This window comes from Arthrobacter sp. S41 (assembly GCF_004320535.1).
Classification (GTDB): Bacteria; Actinomycetota; Actinomycetes; order Actinomycetales; family Micrococcaceae; genus Glutamicibacter.
Genome location: NZ_SIHY01000001.1, coordinates 84,692 through 108,852 on the forward strand (window position 1 = coordinate 84,692; position 24,161 = coordinate 108,852).

A 24,161-nucleotide genomic window follows, 5' to 3' on the forward strand; every position below is an offset into this window, starting at 1 on the left:
ATTATCGAACAAATGATATTCGAGTAAGTCATCACAGAGAAGCGGGGGATGGGACAGTGCAGTTTCATCACAACGGATATGTCTCGGCGGATCCACGAGTTCAACCGGCAGCGGGAACGGGGATCAACCGTCCCGAAGAACTACCGGAATTCATGGACGTGCTAATTGTTGGCACCGGGCCGGCCGGAACTATTACCGCGGCACAGCTCTCACAATTTCCAGATGTGCATACCCGAATCATCGACCGTCGCCCACATCGACTTGAGATTGGCCAGGCGGATGGAATTCAGTCACGCACTGTTGAGACATTCCAAGCATTCAACTTCGCAGAGCGGATCACCGCAGAAGCCTATGTCATCAAAGAGACCACATTTTGGAATCCGGATCCTGCCAAACCTGAACAGATCATTCGCACCGACAGGACGGCAGATGATCCGACGGGTGTCAGTGAATTTCCGCATCTTGTGGTGAACCAGGCGAGGGTCATCGACTACTTTGCCGAATACGCCCTCAACTCACCTGCTCGAATTACTCCAGATTATGGCTGGGAATTCAAAGAGCTCAGCGCTGAACCTGCTCACGAATATCCTGCGAAAGTCACGCTGATTAACTGCGCTGACGGTGCGGATTCATTGGAACGCGTAGTTCGTGCCAAATACGTTGTGGGAGCAGACGGTGCACGCAGTCAGGTTCGCCGTTCCATTGGAGCCAAGCTGTCAGGCGACAAAGCCAACCATGCGTGGGGCGTCATGGATACCTTGGCCCTCACCGACTTTCCGGATGTGCGAACTAAATGCGCAATCCATTCAACCGCCGGCTCAATCCTGCTCATTCCTCGTGAAGGCGGACAACTCTTCCGACTTTATGTTGACCTAGGCGAGGTTCCGGAAAACGACGAGGGTAAGGTCCGCGAAACACCGTTGGAAGAAATCATTGAACGGGCCAAAGCGATCTTGAATCCCTACTCGCTAGAAGTGAAAGATGTTGTCTGGCATAGCGTCTACGAAGTCGGCCATCGACTCGCCGATCGCTTCGACGACGTCCCTCTGGAAAAAATTGATTCGCAAAATCCTCGAGTCTTCATCGTCGGGGACGCCTGCCACACACTCTGCAAAAGCAGGGCAAGGGATGAATGCGTCCATGCAGGATGGCTTCAACCTGGCATGGAAAATTGGTCATGTGCTTTCTGGGCAAGCACCAGCGCAATTGCTGCGGACTTACAGCGCCGAACGTAAGGTCATCGCCAAAGATCTGATCGACTTTGATAAGCAATGGTCCTCCATCATGGCCGCAACGCCAGAAGACTTGGCAGGCAAGGAAGGCGTTGCCGAATTTTATGTTCGTACCGCTGAATTCCCGGCAGGATTCATGACTGAGTATTCACCGTCCGAACTTACGGGCAACAAAACGTACCAGCATCGAGCAGCCGGATTCCCCATTGGTAAGCGTTTCAGATCCGCAGAAGTTATGCGTGTGGCCGACGCCAACCCAAAACACTTGGGGCATCATCACAAGGCCGATGGGCGCTATCGAATTTATGTTTTTGCCGACCAGCAGCCAGCAGCCAGCAGGTGCCTCGGGTGAAGTTGCACAGCTGGCATCGTGGTTGACGGATTCACAAGATTCTCCGGTCCGGCGATTCACGCCAAAGGGCTCGGATCTTGATGCGCTCTTTGATATCAAGGTGATCTACCAGCAAGATTACTCAACGCTGAACATCAACGACGCACCTGAGATATTCCGCCCCCATGTTGGACAGTTCGGACTCATGAACTATGAAAAGGTCTACACCGCTCTGCCCGCGGAAAATATCTTTGAACAACGACAAATTTCCCGTGAGGGAGCGATCGTAATCGTTCGGCCGGATATGTATGTGGCCAACGTTTTGCCGTTGAGTGCCACCGATCAACTATCCGAGTTTTTTGATTCAGTGTTACTCGATCAGAACTAATCAAGATATTTCCCCTACCAGTGTGAGGCCAGCTCAATGAGCTGTTCTCACGCTGGCTCGCAGTGTTGTCGCTGCGGAATATTTAATGCACTGTGTGAGTTGTTAAAGGTGCAAGGGATAAGTTCGTGGCGGAAGGAATGCGTTATGGATCAGGGTTTCAGTTTCGATCTACAACAGGTCGTTGAATCTGACATGGTGTGCGCCGACGGCGTCTGTTTTATTCCGACTTCTAACGAGTCCACTGCTCAAGCAAATACTCTCGCAGGACCACTGCGTGATTAGCTTGCTCGTTTTTTGAACTATAAACAAAAGTGACGATCGGATGTTGCTCTAGGATTTGCAGCAAGTCGTCTACAGCGGGGTTTTGATCCAACTCGGATTTGTAGACCTGAGCGTATTGTTCGAAGTGCTCGGTGTCGTGGATCCATACTTTGCGAAGTTCGTTGCTTGGAGCAACGGTCTTAGCCCACTGGTCTAAATGGAGTTTCTCTTTACTCTGACCACGCGGCCATAGACGGTCAACCAGTATGCGGTAGCCGTCTTCGGCAATAGCGTTGCTGTACACCCGCTTGAGTCGAATTTCAGACATGATTCACCTGTTAATTCCTGATCTGCGCTGGTTCTGATCCAAAATACCGAGAATGATCGGTGCCATGGAGACGATCGTGGTTTCGCTCAATTTACCTCAGATGTCACGCCTAGAATTCCATACGTCGGAAATTATGCGCTCATCTGTTATCACTTGGCTGGTGAGTAGGCTAATCTGTAGATAGTTTGGTATCGCAATATTGCCAAATTCGAACTCAAGGTCGTCGCGCACGAACTGTAAGCAAGATTTTCTGGAGGATCCCAAATGTCGGAACATGGGCCGGTTGACCCGCACAAAGAGTCTGCCTCCGAGACGACCAATATTTCTCTCCCATCAGCTGGCAAGCCAACTGAGCCCGCAGTCATCTACACTCTGAGTGAAGATGAGAAGAGCGCAGTACGCGCACTGCCTGCCGGTTCGGCATTGTTGATTGCTCACTCCGGGCCGAACAAGGGCGCACGCTTCTTGTTGGACACCGACGAGAGCATCGCTGGCCGGCACCCGAACGCTGATATTTTTCTAGACGACGTAACCGTTTCGCGCAGGCATGCAAAGTTCACCCGTAGTGGTCAGAGCTTCCGCCTCAGCGATATTGGTTCGCTCAACGGCACTTACATTAACGGTGACCGGATTGACGCTATCCAGCTCAACAGCGGAGTCCAGGTTCAAATTGGCAAGTTCCGTTTGAATTTTTACCAGAGCGTGCCGAACCTTTAAGCTAGTAGAGTTCTAGGTTTTCCGCCGACGGTTAGTCCGTCGTCTTCTCCATAATTCCGAGGTGTAGACCCTTTGTCGATTTTTGACGCAGCCCGAAGCCCACGACTCGAGGCGCAACGCCCCGAGACTGTCCGGCAGGCAGCGCTAAACATCGGTGAAGTGCTCTCGGAACTCAAGGATGAATTTCCACGCGTCACAGCCTCGAAGATTCGCTTCTTAGAGGACAAGGGATTGATCATCCCGCAGCGCACCTCAGCTGGGTACCGGAAGTACAGTTCTTCGGACGTTAGCCGTCTGCGTTTCATCCTTTCGGTGCAGCGCGACCAGTACCTGCCGCTGAAGGTCATCAAAGATCACCTCGACGCGGTTGATCGTGGCGAGGCTCCTGAAGCATTGCCTGGGGGAGCCCCAGCCGCACCACAGCTCGTCAATAGCGACATGGCTGAAGCTGTGGAGCGCAAGACCCGACTGGTTTCTCTCGCTGAGCTACAGGGCCTAAGCGGCGCTAGTGAAGAGCTGGTTGATGAACTGCTTAAGTTTGGACTGGTTGAAGCCCAGGGAGGCCTCTTCGATTCGAACTGCATCAAGGTCACCAAGTCTGCAGTGCTTTTAGCTAGCCATGGCGTTGAACCCCGCCACCTGCGTCAATTCCGCACTGCCGCTGATCGCGAGTTCTCGCTTATCGAAACAATCGTCGGTAACGAGATGAGGAAGCCCGAGGTTTCCGCCCGTGCCCGCGCAGCGGAAGAAGCTCAGGAAATCTCTCGGCAGTGCTTGGAGATTCACGAAGCCCTCGTACAGCGTGCTATTTCGCAGCTAGATCGCTAGGCTAAACACACCAGGCATTAACGACTCTAGGGGGCAGACATGCTGGAACTGGAGTTTTCCGGGATACGTATTCAACTGCCGGCAAATCAGCCACTGTTGCTACTGAAATACTCGGAGCGAAATCTTTTCCTTCCATTGTGGATTGGTGCTCCAGAAGCATCGGCTATTGCCATGTCCGAGCAGGGGCTAACGCCGCCACGTCCGATGACACACGATTTGATGCTCAGCATTTTTGAGGCCACCGGGGTGAGCTTGGAGCGTGTAGAAATCATCTCCGTGCACAACGCCGTTTTTGTGGCCGAACTTGTTTTGTCTAATGGCAAACGTGTGGATTCACGTTCCTCTGACGCAGTGGCCCTAGCCGTACGCACACAATGCCCAATTTATTGTGCCGAGGACGTCCTCGAAGATGCCGGAGTGTCTATCGAGCTGGAAGCCGAGGGCGAGGAAGCTCCAGAAGAGCAGTTGCGTGAGTTCCGGGAATTTTTGGACAGTATTGACCCCGAGGACTTTTCTTCATAGGCATTTCTTTGTTGAATTCAGCGAATTATTGTCGCTGAATTGGGATATTCGATGTACGTGTGCGACACGGCTTAAAGTTAAGCTTGAAGGTCTTTGACCATTAGCGCCGATAGCCGTACCGTCGATGCATAGGGACATAGAACAAGAACTGTTTTTGATGATCATCGCTCGCATCTGTGCGGTTCTGAGTTAGTCGCTACCTTACTCATTTAGGAACGTGCTGATACACAAGGAGCAATTGGATGGAGTCTAGCCAGACAGGACCTCGTCGCGGGGTCGACGGCGGCAACAAGCATTCCAATACGCAAGGGCTGCTCTTCACCGACGACCTGCCTGAGCTCGATGAGCACGCCGGATACCGCGGTCCAGTTGTTTGCAAAGCCGCAGGCATTACCTACCGTCAGCTCGATTACTGGGCACGTACCGGCCTAGTTGAGCCAGCCGTTCGTGGTGCCAAAGGTTCGGGTAGTCACCGACTGTACTCCTTCCGCGACATCCTCGTTCTAAAGATCGTTAAGCGCCTTCTTGATACTGGCGTTTCCCTTCAGCAGATCCGTACAGCCGTCCTGCACCTACGCGAACGCGGTGTGGAAGACCTCGCTCAAATCACTTTGATGAGTGATGGCGCTTCGGTCTACGAATGCACCAGCGCGGATGAAGTTATTGACCTAGTACAGAAGGGCCAGGGCGTCTTCGGAATCGCCGTTGGACGTGTCTGGCGAGAAGTTGAAGGTTCACTTGCTCAGCTCCCATCAGAGAGCTCCACTGATCAGGATATGCCCGAAGATGAGCTGGCAGCGCGACGCGCAGCCAAGGCAGCTCGCAACGTAGGCTAGTCAAGCAAAATAAAAGCTTATAGATATGAGGCCAGGCCACCAATCGGTGGCCTGGCCTCATATCTATTTTGTCTTGAGTACTGCTTGATGCTTAGCTGTTCGATTTGTCTGCGGTCGACATGACTTCCTTGAGCAATGCATCAAACTGCGAGAGCATCGGTGCAGTTGCCTTGGAAGGCCACTGGTGTACCGAGTATGCCGCCCCCTGAATTTGCTGCCATTCGGAGTGCTCTGGGATTTCTGGCTTCACCATGGATTCACCAAACATCTGACGCATCTCGCCCAGACGGAAAGTGTGCTCTGCAGAGTCCTTGCGAACGCGGTTCGCAACAACCTTTACCGGGCCGAGTGACGGAGCGAATTCGCGACGGAAAAGATCCAGTGCGCGCTGCGTGCGTTCGGTACCTGCGACCGAGAAAAGGCTCGGTTCCGCCACTAGCAACAGTTGGTCTGAGGCGCTCCATGCCATGCGGGTCAACCCGTTCAGCGATGGAGGGCAGTCGATCAGCACTAGCTGGTAGCCGCTGGTTCGGCTGAGGATTTGGGTCAGGCGACGCAAGTCCCTGGTGCGCAAATCCGGGCGGTCATAAATGCCGGTGTAGGCATCGCCTACGGCAACATCAAGTACCGGAATGCGGGTACGCGACTTCTTCTCTGCTGCTTTTGATTGCCAAGCGCTGGCTACGACCTGCTCCTGCAAACGGACCCTACGAGCGTTCTTGAGCATTTGCCCAATTGGCTGTTTACCGTTGGCTCGAACTCCGAGGCCAGTGCTGGCATCCGCGTGGGGATCCAAGTCAATGACGAGAGTCGGAATGCCGGCGGCAAGTGCTGCTGAAGCCAGTCCGAGCGTTACGGAGGTTTTTCCTACGCCACCCTTGAGGCTGCTGATGCTCACTACGTGCACGGACCAGACCACGCCTTTCACTGTTCGCTATTTAACGTCCCACCGAATTTTTAGTCTCTCATCATCATAGTGTGCCGAAGGTCGTTTCCCCGACTTTGCAACGTTAGTTTTTGCTCTTGTATCCAACTTAGTGATTAAAAGAGCATTCAAGGCCAATATTTCTTATGGTCAGACCACAGGGTGAAATGTTTGTGCGTAATCCGCATCACCCGTGTAGTGTGTCTCACAGAAGTGGCGAAAGCTTGCTACTTTTCGAGACCCGAAAGGCTGTTGATGTCTTCTCATTGGCCACTGGAACAGCTTCCTGGCCAGAGACACCAACCCCGTAATGATTCGATGTAGGGACACTATGTTTGAAAAAATCTTGGTCGCCAACCGCGGTGAGATTGCAATTCGTGCTTTCCGCGCAAGCTACGAGCTCGGTGCAAAAACCGTAGCGGTTTACCCCCATGAAGACCGCAACTCGATTCACCGCCAGAAAGCCGCAGAGGCCTACCAGATTGGTGCAGAAGGCCATCCTGTCCGTGCATACCTGGACATCGAGGAAATCATCCGCGTTGCCAAAGAGTCCGGCGCCGATGCAATCTACCCAGGCTACGGATTTATGTCCGAGAACCCGGACCTGGCTCGTGCGGCAGCAGCGGAAGGCATCAAGTTCATCGGTCCCAAGGCGGACGTGCTTGAACTGGCCGGAAACAAAGTTGCTGCACTGAAAGCAGCCCGTCAAGCCGGTATCCCAGTACTAGAGTCATCTGAACCAAGCGACGACGTCGACTTCTTGGTCGCTGAAGCGGACCGCATTGGATTCCCAATCTTCGTCAAGGCTGTAGCTGGTGGCGGCGGTCGTGGTATGCGTCGCGTGGACAAGCGCGAAGATTTGCAGGAACTGATGGGCGCGGCCATGCGCGAAGCTGGCACCGCCTTTGGTGACCCCACCGTGTTCCTCGAGCAAGCGGTACTGCGCCCTCGTCACATCGAAGTGCAGATCCTGGCCGACGAGCATGGAAACATCGTTCACCTGCACGAGCGTGACTGCTCCTTGCAGCGCCGCCACCAGAAGGTTGTTGAGATCGCTCCAGCGCCGAATCTGGATGATTCCATCCGTCAGGCACTGTTCCGCGATGCGGTGAAGTTTGCCAAAGCCTTGGGCTACCAGAACGCCGGAACCGTTGAGTTCTTGGTAGATACCGTCGGCGATCGAGCCGGCCAGCACGTATTCATCGAAATGAACCCTCGTATTCAGGTTGAGCACACAGTGACCGAAGAAGTCACTGACATCGACCTAGTACAGGCGCAGATGCGCATTGCCGCCGGAGAATCGCTGAGCGATCTTGGCATTAGCCAGGACAGCATTCAGGTCCGCGGCTGGGCACTGCAGTCCCGCATCACTACCGAAGATCCATCCAACGGCTTCCGCCCAGACGTAGGCACAATCACCGTTTACCGCTCGGCCGGTGGCTCGGGTGTGCGACTTGACGGCGGCACCATCTACGCTGGCGCTGAAGTCTCCCCACACTTCGACTCCATGCTGGTCAAGCTCACCTGTCGTGGACGCGACTACCAAACCGCCGTGGCTCGTGCCCGTCGTGCGTTGGCCGAGTTCCGCGTACGTGGTGTGGCAACCAATATTCCGTTCATCCAGAACGTACTGGCCGACCCGCAGTTCCTGGCCGGCGATGTAGCTACTGACTTCATCGACTCCCGCCCAGATTTGCTCACCGGTAACAAGTCTCAGGACCGCGGTACCAAGGCCTTGAACTACCTAGCGCACGTGACCGTGAACCATCCACACGGTGAGCGCATCGAAGGTATTGACCCACGCAAGAAGCTGCCAGCTTTCCCGGGAGATAAGTCCGATGAGCCAGAACGTTCTCCATTTGATGGCCCATCCAAGTCTGCTGCACCAGTTGACGGATGGCGCCAGAAGTTACTGGATCTGGGCCCGGAAGGGTTTGCCAAGGCACTGCGCGAATCCAAGGCCGTAGGCATTACCGATACCACCTTCCGCGATGCGCACCAGTCCTTGCTGGCTACCCGTGTGCGCACCCGTGACCTGCTTGCTGCAGCCCCGGCCTACGCACATACCACCCCACAGTTGTTCTCCATGGAAGTTTGGGGCGGAGCCACCTACGACGTGTCCCTGCGCTTCTTGGGTGAAGACCCATGGAAGCGTTTGGAACTGCTGCGTGCCGAGCTGCCAAACATCCCACTGCAGATGTTGCTGCGTGGGCGCAACACCGTCGGATACACCCCGTACCCGACCGAAGTCACCGATGCGTTTGTTAAGCAGGCTGCGGCCTCAGGCATCGACATCTTCCGTATTTTTGATGCGCTCAACGACGTTTCGCAGATGGCTCCGGCCATCAAGGCAGTGCGCGAAACCGGAACTGCGGTTGCCGAAGTAGCCCTGTGCTACACCGGTAACCTGCTGGATTCCAACGAGAAGCTGTACACCCTGGATTACTACCTCCAGTTGGCACAGCAGATCGTCGACGCCGGTGCACACATTATCGCCATCAAGGACATGGCCGGGTTGCTCCGTCCGGCAGCTGCCACCAAGTTGGTTACTGCGCTGCGTGAGCGCTTTGATCTGCCGGTGCACCTGCACACCCACGACACCGCAGGTGGCCAGCTGGCTACCCTGATGGCAGCCATCGATGCCGGCGTGGACGCGGTTGACGTGGCCAGTGCCGCCATGGCCGGAACCACGTCGCAGCCATCGGCCTCAGCACTGGTCGCAGCGCTTGAATTCACCGATCGTGATCCAGGGCTGTCCTTGGATGCGGTAGCCTCGCTGGAACCATACTGGGAAGCAGTACGTGCGCTGTACAAGCCATTCGAATCAGGCCTGCCAGCACCAACCGGCCGCGTATACCAGCACGAGATTCCAGGCGGACAGCTTTCGAACCTGCGCCAGCAGGCCATCGCGTTGGGACTGGGCGAGCGTTTTGAGGCCATCGAGTCCATGTACGCTTCGGTGAACGACATGCTCGGCAACGTGGTCAAGGTGACTCCGTCCTCCAAGGTGGTTGGCGACCTAGCACTTCAGCTGGTCGGCTCCTCGGTGGCTGCTGCGGACTTCGAAGCCAACCCGCAGAACTACGATGTCCCAGATTCGGTCATCCAGTTCCTCTCCGGTGAGTTGGGCAATCCTCCGGGCGGATGGCCAGAACCATTCCGCACCAAGGCGCTGCAGGGACGTAATATCAAGAACCGCATTGAGGATCTCTCAGCCGAGGATGCTCAGGGCCTGCAGGGGGATGACGAGACCGTTCGTTCCACGTTGAACCGCTTGCTCTTCGCCGGACCAACCCGTGACTTTGAGAAGTCCGTGGAGAACTACGGAGATTTGTCCGTGCTTCACACCCGTGACTACCTCTACGGCTTCACTCCAGGCTTTGAGCACGTCATCTCGCTGGGTACCGGCGTTCGTCTGCTGGTCAAGTTGGTTTCCGTTTCGGATGCCGATGAGAAGGGCCTGCGCACCGTGGTGGTCACCCTGAACGGTCAGTCACGTCAGATCAAGGTCCGTGACGAGTCGGTGGAATCCACCGTCAAGTCCGCACCAAAGGCTGACCCGAACAATGCCGGACATGTGGCAGCACCATTTGCTGGGGCTGTGACGGTGAACGTGAAGACCGGAGATTTGATCGAAGCCGGTCAGTCGGTAGCCACCATCGAAGCGATGAAGATGGAAGCTGGCATTACCGCAAACGCCTCGGGCGTTGTCACGCAGATCACCCTGGATGGCACCAGCCAAGTGCAGGGTGGCGATCTACTCTTGGTGATTGAACCGAAGTAGTACGTAGCAAGTCTTTTGCATCGGGCACAGGGGCCCGCAACATAAGTTGCGGGCCCCTGTGTTCACTTCACAATTTTTAGAAACACCTTAGACGTACAAGGAGCTGCGATGCGCGCCAGCAAGACTCCAGCAGGGGTAACTCCCCAGGAAATCAGCACCCAAGCCAGCGAAATCTCCGCACTGCGAAGCCGGCTGGGGGTTCTGGTATTTACCTTGGATACCCACCTGCCGTTTTTTGAAATCGCTGAGCATTTAGCCGAGCAATTTGGCGAGGTCAACGTCAAGGCCGAGGTCTCAACCTCTGGCCCGCAACGCGTGCAGACAGCCTTGGAAGGCAAATTCAGCGCCGCAGATGTACTGGTCGTTGTTGGTGAACCAGGTCCGGATAGCGAAGACCAGCTGATGGAACTGGTTGAATGGCTGTTAGCCAATGGGCGCAAAGCTCTGGCCGAGAACCTCATCTTCGCGGTGCTCGGCGAAGTGCGTGCCGATCATCCGGTACCGGCCTTCAATCGGGTTGTACTTCCACGTAGCTACTTTGCCCGGACACAACACAGCGGCCTCAGGTTGCCCTGGGCCGCTTCAGCTCGCGAATCGTGGGAGCTAGTTGGTGCTGTTATGAATTACGCTGTTGGTTTAGGCGCCGAGTAGATCTCTTCGATGAGCTCGTTGTAGTCCTTGAGAACCGCAGCGCGCTTGATCTTCAGCGATGGCGTCAGGTGCCCGGTTTCCTCGGTGAAGTCCGCGGCCACAATGCGGAAAGACTTGATCGCTTCGGCACGGGATACCGAAGTATTGGCCTTGGCGATCACCTTTTCGATGGTTTCGCGCACGGTCGGGTTTTGCGCCAGTTCTTCGAGCGAGCTGTTCTTATCCAGGTGGTGACGATCAAGCCAGCCTGGCAACGCTTCGTCATCTAGGGTCACCAGCGCGGCGATAAATGGTCGGCCTTCGCCGACGACCACACACTGTGAGACCAATGCGTCAGCACGGATCTGGTCTTCGAGCAGCGCAGGAATCACGTTCTTGCCGCTGGAAGTGACGATGATTTCCTTCTTGCGTCCGGTGATGCTCAAGTAGCCGTCATCGTCCAACTCGCCGATATCTCCGGTATGGAACCAGCCATCGGTGAAAGCTTCGTCTTGAAGTTCTGGCCGGTCATGGTATCCGCTCATCACGCAAATACCCTTGGCCAGGATCTCTCCATCGCTGGCAATACGAACTGCATTGCCAGGAAGTGGCTTGCCCACGGTACCGATCTTGATGCGGTCCAAGGTATTAACCGTGATCGGAGCGGTAGTTTCCGTCAGACCGTAGCCTTCAAGAATGGTCACACCAATGCCGTTAAAGAAGTGGCCTAAGCGTTCGCCCAGTGGGCCGCCGCCGGATACTGCATGGCGGATATTTCCGCCCATGGCATCACGCAGCTTCTTGTAAAGAAGTGCGTCAAAGAGCTTATGCTTCAGCGTCAAAACTAGCGGAATTTTGCCCGTCTGCTGCGCCTTGGAATAGGCCACAGCAACGTCGACGCCGGCATGGAAAATCTTGCCCTTGCCACCGTCTTCGGCCTTGAGCATCGCTGAGTTGTAGACCTTCTCAAATACGCGAGGCACCGCGAGGATGAAGTTCGGTTTGAAGGACTGAAGGTCACCAAGCAGGTTTTTCACATCTGGGGTGTGGCCGGTACGGCAACCAGCTGCCACGTTGATGACCGAAATGAATCGGGCAAAAACGTGTGCCAGTGGCAAGAACATGATGGTGGAGGCACCAGGGTACACAGCATCGGGTAGGGAAGCTGCAGCGTTTTCGGCCAGCTCGACAAAATTGCCGTGCGTCAGTTCGCAGCCCTTAGGCCGCCCGGTGGTGCCAGAGGTATAGATGATTGTGGCGATGTGGCTCAGTGAAACTGCAGCGCGACGGGATTCAAGTAGATCGTCGTTGATCGCTCGTCCGTCTTCAACCAGCTGTTCCAATCCACCGTCAAACTGCCAGACGTGATCGAGAAGTTCGAGCTGCTCTTCGTGAGCTGCCCGGCGTACGACGTTTTCATGTGCTGCAGATTCAAGGACGACCGCTTTGGCGTCGGAATCAGAGATAATCCATGCAACCTGGCTAGGGGAGGAAGTCTCATAAATGGGAACGGTGACACATCCGGCAAACCAGATGGCGAAGTCCACGAGGGTCCACTCGTAGCGGGTTTTGGCCATCAGCGCGATGCGTTCGCCGGCGTCGATGCCGTTGGCGATAAATCCTTTGGCGATGGCTTTGGCATCGGCAGCAAACTGCGATGCGGTGACGTCTTGCCACGATGAGTCAGGTCCAGGCTTTGAGAACAAAGCCGGGTTTGCTGCCGAATTTGCGTGGCGTAACAGTAAGTCGGTGATATTTGACTGTTGCGGTGTGTGGATGCGAATTGGCGAGCTATATTCGCGCATCTGGTACTCAACTCCTGAACTTTGTGTGACCCCAAAAGCAATGGCGGGTAACCCGCATCACATTTTATTACTTTACAGTAACCTACCGTGCTTAACGCTCCAAGTTCGGTTCAGACTTGAGCCCCATCATCTCCCGGATCGCGCTTCGTTGGAAGACGTAGAAGTAAGTAAGCGATTCCGGCCACTGCCAACAGCGCCAAGCCGATAAATACAAACGTCGGAGCTGAGCGGAAAAACAGCACACACAGCAATAGCCCGATCGGGCCGCCGGCTGCAGTAACCCACGCCATATTCAACATTGGATCCCCGGAACCCAACGCGGCAGGCTCATCGGGAACAAATTTCTCATCGGATTCTTCAAGCTCCGCCGGCGCCGAATCGCGTGGGCCAGCCACCGCGCCGGGTCCGGTATTAAAGAGCTTCTTGAGCTGATTTGCACGTTCGGCAGCACCGGGCTCACGCGGAGCCGTCGCATCGATCTCTTGGAAGTTCTTCACCAAATCGTCCCACCGCGGATCGTCTTGATGCGGGGGACGAGCGTCAGGAAAACTCATACGTGCCTCCCTGCTTGGCGGTTAGTTTGGCGCTGCTCGCCGGTCGAGTGCTGTGAGAAGAAACGTCCGGATTCTTGGAAGATCTGCGCTGCGTCGTAATCCAAGGTGGCCACGTGTTTGGAATGAAGCAACTGGTGGTGTTCGGCCAAAGTTCCCGGGGTGAGCCCACCGACCAATTCCCGCACCGAAGCATCCGAAACGACGTTGTCCACCGTGGAGCGGAAGAGCTGGACTGGGGCGGTGACAAGTTCCAACCGTGCACGAGTTTGGGCGAAGAGTGCATGCAGCTGCGCGACGGCGGCGATGGGGGTGCGTGGGTAGGCTCCTTCATCCACGCCACGCTTGGCGATGTCGTTGCTAATCGGGGCAACACTGCGAACCACATGTTTGAGCCATGGGGTGTACGGGGCCAGTGGCGAATCAACGATAAGGCCGGGATTGACCAGTGAAACTGCGGCAACATTGCGGCGAGTGGCCAAGTGCAGAGCTAGCGCGCCACCCATGGACAGGCCAGCAACAAAAACGGTTTTGTGCGTGCGTGCCAGTTCGTCAAAGGCCTGTTCTGTGGCATCGATCCACTGGCTATAAGTGTTGGTAATCATGTCCTGCCACTTGGTGCCGTGTCCTGGAAGCAGTGGCATCGCGGTATCAAAGCCTCGACGGGACAGGGCTTGCGCCCAAGGCTCCATAGCGGTGGGAGAGCCGGTGAAGCCGTGGATCAGCAGCACTGCGCAATCCTTCGATACCCGAGGCTCAGTGGTGTTTTGTGCATCATTTTTCATCGTGACCACTCCAATTTTCTGCTTACACTATCGAGCGTAGTGCACAATTGAAGGGTGCGGACAGTGCCATGACCACCACGGCTTAAGAATGTTCCGCCATAAGCTGATCCTCGAGAAGAAGGAATTTTTCTGCCGTGCTGTACGACTTCCTCAAGCGTTTTGCTGTTCGGCCCCTGATTCGTGTCTTCTTCCGTGTTGATCTGCGAGGCCTAGAGAACGTTCCGGACACCGGGGCAGTTATCTTGGCCTCGAATCATCTCTCGGTCAGCGACTCCGTTTTTCTACCTGCAATGCTCGAACGCCCCGTGATTTTCTTGGCCAAAGATGAGTACTTTAACGGCCGTGGGCTCAAGGGACGAGTGACCGCATGGTTCTTCCGCAACATCAACCAGTTGCCGATGGATCGCTCGGGGGGACGTAAATCAGCGGCATCGCTGGCCAGCGCAAACCGCGCCTTGGGCGAGGGTAAAGTCTTGGGCATTTACCCCGAAGGAACACGCTCGCCCGATGGTCGGCTCTACCGGGCAAAGCTCGGGGTCGCCAAGCTCGCTTTAGAATCCGGCGCCCCGGTCGTTCCTGTGGCCATGATCGGAACCGACAAAGCGCAGCCCATTGGGCGCACGATACCGCGCCCGGGCAAGATCGGCATCAAGATTGGCAAGCCTCTGAACTTTGATCATCTGGCAGGGAAGCACGATGATCCACAGGCCCTACGCCAGTGTGCAGACGAAATTCGTCAGGCCATCAACGTACTCTCCGGACAGAGCTACGTGGATGTCTATGCACCGAGCAAAGCCAAGAAATAGCGTCCTCTTCACACTGTTACGCAACCCTGTTACATTCGTCGCGGTGCTTTGCTGCTGCGCCACGTAGAATCAATAGGGTGAGCGTAGAAAATCGAACCCCATTGCCAGGCTCCTCCGTAGGCGGCCCCGCCACCGATCCACAACTAGACCTGTGGCGTGAACTGCCGATCGCGCAGCAGCCAACTTGGCGTGAGCACAAGGACTATCAGGCCTCCATCGACGAATTGGGTTCGCGTCCTCCACTGGTATTTGCCGGCGAAGTTGACGTATTGCGCGAACGCCTAGCCGAAGCCGCACAGGGACGTGCCTTCCTGCTTCAGGGTGGTGACTGCGCCGAGACTTTTGCCGACGCTACTGCCGACAAGATCTCCTCGCGTGTACGCACGATTTTGCAGATGGCCGTTGTCCTGACCTACGGTGCCTCGTTACCTGTTATCAAGATGGGTCGCATGGCTGGACAGTTCGCCAAGCCACGTTCCTCGAATGATGAAACCCGAGACGGTGTTACTCTGCCAGCATTCCGCGGCGACATCGTTAATGGCTTCGACTTCACTCCTGAGTCTCGTGCCCATGATCCAAAGCGTTTGGTGCAGGCCTACAACACCTCCTCGGCCACGCTGAACCTGATTCGTGCATTCACCCAGGGCGGCTTTGCTGACCTGCGCAGCGTGCACTCGTGGAACAGCGGCTTCATGGCTAACCCGGCGCACTCCGCCTACGAGCAGCTGGCCGGCGAAATCGACTCGGCCATCCGCTTCATGGATGCTTGTGGCGCCGATTTCGAGGCACTCAAGCGCACCGAGTTCTTCGCCTCCCACGAGGCACTGTTGCTGGACTACGAGCGAGCATTGACCCGCACCGACTCCCGCACCGGCCTGCCATACGACACCAGCGGCCACTTCCTGTGGATCGGTGAACGCACCCGCCAACTGGATCACGCACATATCGATTTCCTGTCGCGTGTACGTAACCCAATTGGCGTGAAGCTTGGCCCAACCACCGATCCAGACGATGCGTTGCGACTGATCGAGAAGCTCGATCCAAATCGTGAGCCAGGACGTTTGACCTTCATTACCCGCATGGGTGCGAAGAACATTCGTGAAAAGCTGCCAAATTTGGTCGAGAAGGTTACCGCCTCCGGTGCTCAGGTGCTGTGGGTTACCGACCCAATGCACGGCAACACCGTCACCAGCCAGAACGGTTACAAGACTCGCAACTTCGACGATGTCATGGACGAAGTCCGCGGCTTCTTCGAGGTACACGACTCGCTGGGAACCTTCCCAGGTGGCCTGCACGTGGAGATGACCGGCGACGACGTGGCTGAGTGCCTCGGCGGCGCTGATCCGATCCGTGAGGAAGACTTCGACTCGCTGTACGAGTCTGTTTGCGATCCACGACTGAACCACCGTCAGTCGCTAGAGATGGCTTTCTTGGTCTCCTCGGCGTTGCAAAGCCGTAGCCGTAACCGCTAAGTATTAGCCACAAACAAAAAATGGGTTCAGTTCCACACCGTGGAACTGAACCCATTTTTTTGTTGCCACTAGAAAGCGTAAATGCTGATCTCGCTGCCTCGTACGGCTCGCTGACCCAGCGGTGTCTGCATCCGTACAGTCTGCTGTGCGCCACCAAATACTTCATGGGTTTTCACCGTGAAGCCGGCAGCTTGAAGCTGCGCTGTGGCCTCTTGGACGGTGAGCCCTACAACCGACGGGATCTGAAGATATTCAGGACCCGAGGAGATGCTCACCTCTACGGAACTGCCGAATTCGGCTGCACCCTGGGCCGGTGACTGCGCCGCGATCTGGCCCTTGCTGACCTGTTCTGAACTGACTTCTTCACCAAGAGTGAGACTCAGACCGACGTCCTTGAGCTTCTGCGTAGCCTCATCCTTGCTCAACCCAATGAGAGAGGGAACCTGAACCGGAGCCGGGCCCTTGGACACCGTCAGCGTGATGAGGCTCTTCTTGGGCAACCGCTCGCCGTTGCTAGGGTTCGAAGTGATGACCGAACCGTCGGCCACTGACGAAGAGTAGGCTTCAACAGTTTTCAGGTTTTCAAAGCCCACCTTGGCTAGCGACTTCTTTGCTTGGCCTAGTGTGGAACCAGCGACCTGAGGGACTTGGAAAAGCTCTGGCCCCTCAGAAACCGTGAGCTCTACACCTTGAAATTTCATGATGTTCTTGCCGGTGGCTGGATGAGACTCAACCACCCGACCAATGGAAACTTCATCATCGTAAGCAGTGCTGACGCGCACGGGAACACCGGCGTCGTCCATTTGGGCGATCGCCTGCTCTTGGATCATCCCGGTCAGCGATGGGATACGAACGATCGTTCCCGGACCTCGGCCAAAGAACCAGCCAGCACCGGCCACTACGGCGACAACCAAAATCCACACGAAAATCATGACGGTCTTCTGAGTCCCGCTGCGTGGGCGCCTCAGCTGGTGTGTAGGAATCTGGGCTTCCTTGCGCCAGCGTTTTTCGGCTTGCTTCTGTGCACGCTTGGCTTCGCGAGCTGGGACCTGAGCATCGCTCGCAACCGGTTCAATAGCAGCCGACTCATTGCGTGCGTACACCGAGGTCGCAGCTATGGCCGAGTCAGAATCATTATCTTCGAACAGGTTCATAGCCAGAGTTTGTTGAGCGTCCCGCAAATCTAGAACTTCGGTGGCATCCGAGACTGCAATGACGCTGGTAGGCGATTCACTGCCTAAGTCCTCGTCGAGTTCATAGTCGCCGTCGGCAGCCACGGTATTTAGCTCTTGCCATTGCTTCTCACGATCAAGTTCGCGATCTCGCTGCATGGCGTCAAGGCGTTGTTGCAGCGTGGTCGGCATATGCGCAAAACGTTCGGGAATCAGGTCTTCCACATTCCCCAGCGAATCGGCACCCAGATCAAGCTGCTCGTCAGTGAGCGTTGCATGGATTTGACGCACTTCTTCTAGAAGCAGCGAGGCATCTTGTGGGCGCTTTTCGGGGTCCTTCTCGGTGCACCAACGCACTAGCTCATCGAGGTCATCAGCCAATTCGGTAATGGTCTGTGATGGCAATGGCATGGGGGAGTCCAGATGATGTTTCATCATGGCTGCGGGGTTGGTTTCCGAATATGGAAGACGTCCGGTGAGCATCTGATAGATCATGATGCCTATCGCATAGATGTCACTGCGCGAATCAGCTGGCGCACCGGAAACCAGTTCAGGGGACACATGGGAAAGGGTGGCCAGCAGGGTCGCGGACTGCGTATGAGCGCTAGCTGCGCGGGCTAACCCAAAGTCGGTCAGTTTGATTTCGCCGATGTCGGAAAGCAAGACGTTGGCGGGTTTCATGTCACGGTGAATGATGCCTTCACTGTGCGCTGCGCTTAATCCGCTACAGATCTGTTCAAGAATGCTGAGCATCTGGCGTGGAGTGAAACAGCCGCGCTCGGCGATAACCTGGTCGAGGTTTCTTCCGCGCACGTATTCCATGACGAGGTAGACAAGGTTGTCGCTGACGTTATGGTCGCGGATCGATACAACATTGGGGTGCGTGATATTTGCGGCGATTACCGCTTCAGATTCGAAGCGTTCTCTTACCGTAGGTTCACTGGCGAAGTTATCGTTCAGTATCTTCACCACTACTGCTCGATGCAGTCGCTTGTCCATGCTGCGGTAGATTCTGGACATGCCGCCTAAAGCCAAGAGGTAGTCCAGGCGATAACGACCATCGAGTGTTTTTCCCAAGTGTGGGTCAGTCAGGGCCGAGCTCATCGTTCGTCGGCACCCACTTGAAGAGTGCGCGCGAAGCAGACCAAAGTCACTAACGGATCCTTTCGAACATGAATACTACTTTTAATCTACCTAGCCGAGCTGGAAAAATGCCGGTTAAACTCAAAATCCGCCAGTGGTGTTGACCGCTGGCGGATTCTGATTGGCGTCTCGGGTTGCGAGATTTACCTCGAGCGCATAATTATGAGGCGCGACGAGCTCGTGCAGCGCGGCGCTTCAAAGCGCGACGCTCATCTTCACTCATACCGCCCCATACGCCTGCATCCTGACCGGACTCAATGGCCCACTGCAAGCAAGTTTCGGTTACTTCACATCGACGGCAGACGCTCTTGGCCTCTTCGATCTGCAATAGGGCCGGACCGGTGTTTCCCACAGGGAAAAACAGTTCCGGGTCCTTTTCCAGACACGCCGCGCGGCTACGCCAATCCATGCTTATTGATGCTCCTTGAAATCTGAGGGGGTCTGAAGAGCTAACGGCAATCAAAGTTGGGGTAAAGACTAGCTAGGAATGAAATTAATTCCTGATTACCTTACGGTTACTGATCGGCTCTTCTGATCGTTGGTGAGGACCGATTGGGTGCCTCGTTTAACCAACCACATAAGGTTTTCATGTTACGAGGAAGTAAACAAGAGTCACGATAGCGAAATGTTGCTGAATGCCTGAGTGCTTTCTCACATGGCATTTGGCCATGAAGTCCGCTAGGTCTATCTGGCGTGACGTCGACAACATCGTGGCAAATAAACACAGTTTGAGTTCCAGTCAAAGGTCAACGAAGATTATTGACGTGAGCCTCGAAGAACGTAACATACCCCGCCCTGTTAGCGCTATTGTCGTCGCGACGATGGTGATGATAGAAGCCCTCGCAGTACTGGTCTATGCCGTCAGCTATCTGGCTAATCTTTCAGCCGGCGGGACTGTGAACATCGGCGGGCAGATCTTCATGTTGATCTTGTGCCTGTTGGTGGCGATCTGGCAAGGGTCGGTGGCGATCAATTTTTACAAGGGCAAAGCGTTTACTCGTGCACCGATTATCGTGTGGCAGTTGTTCCAGTTGATCCTTTCGATCTCATTCCTCAGCACAGACATTCTTTTGGTGAAGCTCGCTGCTGTGCTGTCTATGGTGATCGCCGGAGTCTGCATCGTTATGCTCTTTGCTCCAAAGACGACTGTGTTTCTGGGCGACCGGCCTACGCGCTAAGTACTTGGTCTAACCGGCACGAGGTATGTGGATCAATCTAGGTTGGCCATTGCGAGAGATGATCGCGCGCCAATAGTCGCCAGCAGTTGGGTCCTTGCGGTGATGAAGCGGTGGCCACGTTGAGGGCTGCATATCTTGTGAATGTTCGGACTCGACGACGATAAGTTCTCGATCGTCAATGCTGAGCGACGAAATACCTAGGTCGTAGGTCAGACGAGTACTGGGCGGGACGAACAGCACCGTTCTGACCCCGATCCGTCGTAATTTTTCTAGGGTCGGAGCAAGACGAGGATCAGCACTCGTTGCCAGACACGCACAAAGTAAATCTTGCCCAGTCTCGATTGAAGCTTCGCGCTCGTCTGCGAAAGCAACGATGTCGTCCAGACCAGAAGCATGGATCGCTCCCCAACGGTGGGCAAGAACCTGAGACATCGTTAGGCGTTCGTCTTCATTGGGACAAATCATGATCAATCTCTGCTGTACAGGCAGCAGTGCGGATTCTCCACCAAACGGTAGATAGCCAAGCAGGTTCGAATGATCAACATGTGCTGGTTCATGATCTTCTTGGCGAGGCCCTGGGGTGTCCCAGCGCTGGTGTCCAACGTCGTCCGTAGCGAAGTCGGTGATTTGAAAAACCTGAGGTGGATGCCCCGACGTAATCTCGACCCCACGACCGGGTAAGCCCGAACAAGCAGGGAGCTTGGGCCACATCATCTTTAGTGAGTCCGTTGCGTTCAAAGGAAAATACCATTGCGTCGTGAATAGTCCGGTGGACTTCAACGAATTCTGGTCTCGATCTACAGAGCAAACAATCAGAGGTGAGTCCTCACTGCTGTGACGAAGTAACGCACCGAGCGCATCATCAAGTCGCTGAAAATGTTGAGGATGCAGCTCAGACTGAAGCTGCGCGACGGAATGAATAATGATTGTCAGTCCTGGATCTTTTGGCGATGATTCCAGAAAATCTAAGGCATCAAAGAAGAGATAGGGATCCTGCCCCGTAACTACTCTGAGGCTACTGGTCTGATCGCTGCCTTCAATCGGTGAGGGTCCAAAACACAGGACCTTGCGATGCAATGACGACAAGGAACTAAGGACTTGTTTCGCCCCGGACTCAGGAAGTCCACACATCAGAAGCGATCTTTTCTGCTCACTGCCCAGAGCCAACGGGTCTAGGGTGCCACCGTGCAAGTTGTCCCTGATGCCACAGTACAAGCTACCTTCTAGAGCGCCCGGCCAAGTCGAAGGCATCGACGGTGTTCCAGCGGCATTGGAAGAGCTGGGGCAAAACCAGACGGGGGCTTAGGACTGTCAGCCCAGCGGTCCATCAAAGCTGATACATGGGTTCGTAAAGGATCAGCATCCTCAGGACCTTTTGTTCTATTGAACGTGCAGACCGGAGCGAGGCGCATAGTGTGGCGGTCACGTTCAAAAAGTTCACCCTCTAGTGCTGGTTCAACAGCCAAATGAAATTGAAATGACTGAGTCGCGCGCGAGGAGCTTTTGATTATCGCCAGGCCCGGACGGTCCAATTTTGTTGCTGCAGTGGTACCGATAAGCTCAACGGATTCACTCGGATCGTTCACTCGCAAGGCGACGACGGTGTTTATGTTCGCTCGGGTCTGTCCGGTCAATGTACCCGCGGGTCGTTGCGTACTGAGCAATAGGTGAATGCCCAGAGCCCTTCCGACTGCGGCCAGCCTGTCGATTTTTGGACCAGCCAGTGGCAAGGTTTCTACGAACACTCGAAATTCGTCGATAACTACCAATAGCTTTGGTAGTGCCTGTGGCATCGAATCGAGGCTCTGAAATTCTGCGAGATCGCTGCATCCGCTAGCGGCCAAGATCTTTTCGCGTCGCTGCACTTCATGTTCGAGCTGTTCCACAGTTCGCTGAGCCCCGGCTTCATCCAAGTCGCTGGCAAAGAGCTGCACATGAGGTAAGTGCTCATAGACGCCAAGTCCTGCGCCACCCTTAAAGTCAATCAGTACGAGGCCTAAGCGCTCAGGGGAGTACTGATGTGCAAGGTCGGAGATAACTCGACGCAAAGCTTCTGATTTACCCGAACCTGTCGTGCCGCAAATCAACATGTGTGGTCCATCAGCATCCAAATCAAGGTTTACTTCTTGTTCCGCCTCGCTGAGTCCGATGCTGGCTCCAAAACCAGTGGCCGAGGGCTGAATGGGAGATAGGACTGACGGATTCGTAGAAGAGCGCAGACCAACAAACTGTTGTACCAGGCGATCTAATCTCGACAAGCTCAGACGGTGCAATCGTTGCAACACAAAACGTGAATCAGGCAAGCAGGACGTCAAAGGATCAGGCGCGATCCAATGATTGGCTTGCTCAGAGAGCACTGGGCCCAGACTAATAACCAAGGTATCGGGAAGCGCGACGGGCGGTTTGGCAGTCAAATATAGAGTTGTTAGTTCAGAGGATTCGTGCACAGATGACAGGCGGTCAACCGGCTCTGCGAGTGTTGAAATGCGTACATTTGTAATGAGCAACAATGACGCGGGCAAACAACAGATGCTGGGATCGATGACCAGCCTCAACAAACCTGCATAGATCATCGGCAGAAATCGCGAAACTATGTTGGCTAGGACCTCAGCTGAAGCAGCATCCTGTTTAGCGACTATTTGCCATACCCCCGGTAGCGGGGCAGCAAACACGGGGCCATGACAAGGCGCATCTGTTTTTGGCCTCGTCAGTTTCAACCTGAATTTTCGATGTTTTCTGGGGGTCGATTTTTCGGTGCTTTGTGGGTACCAGAGACCTTCACCCCAGACGATGGGCGGTAGCTGCGTCGGTGCGATCCCCAAAGCTGCCCCGTCAAGGCCTGCCAGAAGGCTCTGTCCAAGCGCAGCCGCGTACTGAGAACGCGCCTGCACCGCGAGCGCTCGTTGAGCGCGCATTGTCTGTTTCCAACGACGTCGTTCGGAAATAACCTGACTAGCAGGAGCCACCGCCATCAAGGCTGAGACACCGCTGATGATCAGAAACAGCATTGAATGCATCAAGACTGCCAACAGGACACCGGTCAAAAGCGGAACGAATGCCGCAAGGACTACGGTGACGAGCCGCGAAGCTTCAGGCTTTGCCGGAACCTTGACCTCAAGTTCGCTGGACGAAACAGGTTTCTTAGATTCAGCGCTCACGGGGTCACCTATGGCGAAGAACGTATTTCCTAAACGAAACGTCGAACCTATGCCCAGGTCCAAGGATTCGCAGCTGCTTCCGTCCGCACAAAAAATCTTCTGCCCAGCGGAGGCAACGAGTCGCAACCGTCGTGCCGACACAGTGAGCACTGCGTGGGAGCGAGAAAGCAAAGGGTCTTCTAACCACAAGGGAGCAGAGCGTCCCAGAATATGGTCACCGTGAGTCAGCGGGACCCACGCGCCGGCATCGCGCCCATGCACTACGTACAACTTGGTTGATGCGCCATTTCCAACATGCTCGGGGGGAGCATGTGGCAAGTCGCTGAGAACGAGACGTTGATTCGACTGACAAACCCCTACGGATTCAAGCGGACGGGTGTCGCAGTACCAGCGCTGTCCGGGGAATGCGGACAGTAGCAATGAAGCAAGTTGCTCTCCTGATAACCGTCCAGACATGTTCAGCTCAAACTGCCGAGGACGTTGGAAATTCCGAGATATCAGCAGAAGTTCGTACCTGGCCATGAGGTCTCCAGATCAGATTCAGTCGGACTCTTGGAACCATAAGAACCTGCTATTCAACCTGCTCGGATAAATAAATTACTGCCTGTGGACATTGGATTTCGGCGGGGTTCAAGGTTATCCACATTCAAAAAAACTCTTGAAAGCAGGCGAATGTGCCTATAGCATCCCTTTTCATACGTAGATGATTGCTGCACCGACGAGGCGCTCGCCGGTGGTCCCCGACTTCGGGATCCTATGACAGGAAAAACAGCAGGAGTAAGTCGTGGAAGCATTGTCGATCGTTGAGGATGAAGTCCGAGAGCTGGTTCGGCGGCGGGGATTGGACCCGGCGAAACAGCCGACGGTAATCAAGTCATTGATCGAGGAAGTAATTCGCGATTACGACGAGCGGGCTCTCCTAGGTGCAGTTCCGTCGTTGAATTCACTCGACTCGGCTCGACAAGCGGTCTTTGACAACGTTGCTGGCTTTGGTGCTTTGCAACCACTTTTGGATGATCCGACGGTTGAAGAAATCTGGATCAATGCTCCTCACGATCCGGAAAACTACTCCCAAAGTAATTTTCCATTCGAATTACGATGACAACTAGTCGTTGCAGTAATGCATTTGGAGTAACGATACACTGGGCTAGTTTTGGCAAGTTGCTAGGTCAGCGTGGAGAACCGACTTCTAGGCCGCCAGTAGCTCTTACCTGAAGCCTACTCCACTGCAGCCTTGTCGTTGCCTTTGGGGGCTAATTCCATAGTGAGGGTAGTTGGAGTTGGTTCCTGACTGCCCCGTCACAGTTCC

Annotated in this window: 18 protein-coding genes and 2 pseudogenes; 11 read left to right on the forward strand and 9 right to left on the reverse strand. The window is 55.0% G+C overall.

What is annotated here, in order from left to right; genetic code table 11:
• The first annotated feature begins 56 nt into the window (after positions 1-56).
• Positions 57-1,951: pseudogene (locus tag EYR88_RS00505) on the forward strand (FAD-binding monooxygenase).
• A 229-nt stretch (positions 1,952-2,180) separates the two neighbouring features.
• Here EYR88_RS00505 and EYR88_RS00510 read toward each other — a convergent pair.
• The gene (locus EYR88_RS00510; RefSeq protein WP_131087800.1) at positions 2,181-2,540 is read right to left on the reverse strand and encodes a DUF488 family protein; all 360 of its coding nucleotides are present in this window, start codon (positions 2,538-2,540) and stop codon (positions 2,181-2,183) included.
• Positions 2,541-2,804: 264 nt separating this feature from the next.
• On the opposite strand from EYR88_RS00510, the gene EYR88_RS00515 reads away from it, so the two are divergent.
• The 4 genes from EYR88_RS00515 (at position 2,805) to EYR88_RS00530 (ending at position 5,443) form a co-directional block, all read left to right on the forward strand.
• Positions 2,805-3,257 (forward strand): FHA domain-containing protein, encoded by a 453-nt coding sequence (locus EYR88_RS00515; RefSeq protein ID WP_131087801.1) that lies wholly within the window; start codon positions 2,805-2,807, stop codon positions 3,255-3,257.
• A gap of 72 nt (positions 3,258-3,329) precedes the next feature.
• Positions 3,330-4,085, forward strand: coding sequence for a MerR family transcriptional regulator (locus EYR88_RS00520; RefSeq protein WP_131087802.1), 756 nt, complete (start codon positions 3,330-3,332; stop codon positions 4,083-4,085).
• Between the two features lie 39 nt (positions 4,086-4,124).
• Positions 4,125-4,607 carry a bifunctional nuclease family protein gene (locus tag EYR88_RS00525; RefSeq protein ID WP_131087803.1) on the forward strand — a complete coding sequence of 161 codons (483 nt, stop codon included), beginning with the start codon at positions 4,125-4,127 and terminating at the stop codon, positions 4,605-4,607.
• A 242-nt stretch (positions 4,608-4,849) separates the two neighbouring features.
• A complete protein-coding gene (locus EYR88_RS00530) occupies positions 4,850-5,443 on the forward strand; it encodes a MerR family transcriptional regulator (protein ID WP_131087804.1) in 594 nt (197 codons plus the stop codon).
• Between the two features lie 91 nt (positions 5,444-5,534).
• Here EYR88_RS00530 and EYR88_RS00535 read toward each other — a convergent pair whose 3' ends face one another.
• Positions 5,535-6,350 carry a ParA family protein gene (locus EYR88_RS00535; protein ID WP_131087805.1) on the reverse strand — a complete coding sequence of 272 codons (816 nt, stop codon included), beginning with the start codon at positions 6,348-6,350 and terminating at the stop codon, positions 5,535-5,537.
• A 349-nt stretch (positions 6,351-6,699) separates the two neighbouring features.
• Between EYR88_RS00535 and EYR88_RS00540 the strand changes: the two genes are divergently transcribed.
• Entirely contained in the window at positions 6,700-10,152 is a 3,453-nt protein-coding gene (locus EYR88_RS00540) for a pyruvate carboxylase (protein WP_131087806.1), read from the forward strand.
• Between the two features lie 108 nt (positions 10,153-10,260).
• A complete protein-coding gene (locus EYR88_RS00545) occupies positions 10,261-10,803 on the forward strand; it encodes a hypothetical protein (RefSeq protein WP_131087807.1) in 543 nt (180 codons plus the stop codon).
• On the opposite strand, the gene EYR88_RS00550 is transcribed toward EYR88_RS00545, so the two are convergent.
• The 3 genes from EYR88_RS00550 to EYR88_RS00560 form a co-directional block, all read right to left on the reverse strand.
• Positions 10,776-12,587, reverse strand: a complete 1,812-nt coding sequence (locus tag EYR88_RS00550; RefSeq protein ID WP_131087808.1) for an AMP-dependent synthetase/ligase — start codon at positions 12,585-12,587, stop codon at positions 10,776-10,778. The two genes, EYR88_RS00545 and EYR88_RS00550, sit on opposite strands and share 28 nt — an antisense overlap.
• 110 nt (positions 12,588-12,697) lie before the next feature.
• Entirely contained in the window at positions 12,698-13,141 is a 444-nt protein-coding gene (locus EYR88_RS00555; protein ID WP_131087809.1) for a hypothetical protein, read from the reverse strand.
• Entirely contained in the window at positions 13,138-13,923 is a 786-nt protein-coding gene (locus EYR88_RS00560; protein WP_131087810.1) for an alpha/beta fold hydrolase, read from the reverse strand. The genes EYR88_RS00555 and EYR88_RS00560 overlap by 4 nt, the downstream gene beginning before the upstream one ends.
• A 134-nt stretch (positions 13,924-14,057) precedes the next feature.
• On the opposite strand from EYR88_RS00560, the gene EYR88_RS00565 reads away from it, so the two are divergent.
• Both EYR88_RS00565 and EYR88_RS00570 read left to right on the forward strand, forming a co-directional pair.
• On the forward strand, positions 14,058-14,729 hold the full coding sequence (locus EYR88_RS00565) for a lysophospholipid acyltransferase family protein (protein WP_131087811.1): 672 nt from the start codon (positions 14,058-14,060) through the stop codon (positions 14,727-14,729).
• A 77-nt stretch (positions 14,730-14,806) separates the two neighbouring features.
• Complete coding sequence (locus EYR88_RS00570) at positions 14,807-16,201, forward strand: 3-deoxy-7-phosphoheptulonate synthase class II (protein WP_131087812.1); 1,395 nt, start codon at positions 14,807-14,809, stop codon at positions 16,199-16,201.
• 68 nt (positions 16,202-16,269) lie between these two features.
• Here the strand turns inward: EYR88_RS00570 and EYR88_RS00575 are convergent, their stop codons facing one another.
• Positions 16,270-18,477, reverse strand: a complete 2,208-nt coding sequence (locus tag EYR88_RS00575) for a Stk1 family PASTA domain-containing Ser/Thr kinase (protein ID WP_131087813.1) — start codon at positions 18,475-18,477, stop codon at positions 16,270-16,272.
• A gap of 199 nt (positions 18,478-18,676) precedes the next feature.
• A complete protein-coding gene (locus tag EYR88_RS00580; protein ID WP_013348560.1) occupies positions 18,677-18,925 on the reverse strand; it encodes a WhiB family transcriptional regulator in 249 nt (82 codons plus the stop codon).
• A 355-nt stretch (positions 18,926-19,280) separates the two neighbouring features.
• On the opposite strand from EYR88_RS00580, the gene EYR88_RS00585 reads away from it, so the two are divergent.
• Positions 19,281-19,694, forward strand: coding sequence for a hypothetical protein (locus EYR88_RS00585; RefSeq protein WP_131087814.1), 414 nt, complete (start codon positions 19,281-19,283; stop codon positions 19,692-19,694).
• Between the two features lie 9 nt (positions 19,695-19,703).
• Here the strand turns inward: EYR88_RS00585 and EYR88_RS00590 are convergent, their stop codons facing one another.
• Positions 19,704-20,432 carry a hypothetical protein gene (locus tag EYR88_RS00590; RefSeq protein WP_131087815.1) on the reverse strand — a complete coding sequence of 243 codons (729 nt, stop codon included), beginning with the start codon at positions 20,430-20,432 and terminating at the stop codon, positions 19,704-19,706.
• 485 nt (positions 20,433-20,917) lie between these two features.
• The gene (locus EYR88_RS00595) at positions 20,918-22,852 is read right to left on the reverse strand and encodes an FtsK/SpoIIIE domain-containing protein (RefSeq protein ID WP_165477247.1); all 1,935 of its coding nucleotides are present in this window, start codon (positions 22,850-22,852) and stop codon (positions 20,918-20,920) included.
• Between the two features lie 784 nt (positions 22,853-23,636).
• Here EYR88_RS00595 and EYR88_RS00600 point away from each other — a divergent pair.
• Positions 23,637-23,906: pseudogene (locus tag EYR88_RS00600) on the forward strand (CpaF family protein); the annotation flags it as partial.
• Positions 23,907-24,161 lie beyond the last annotated feature (255 nt).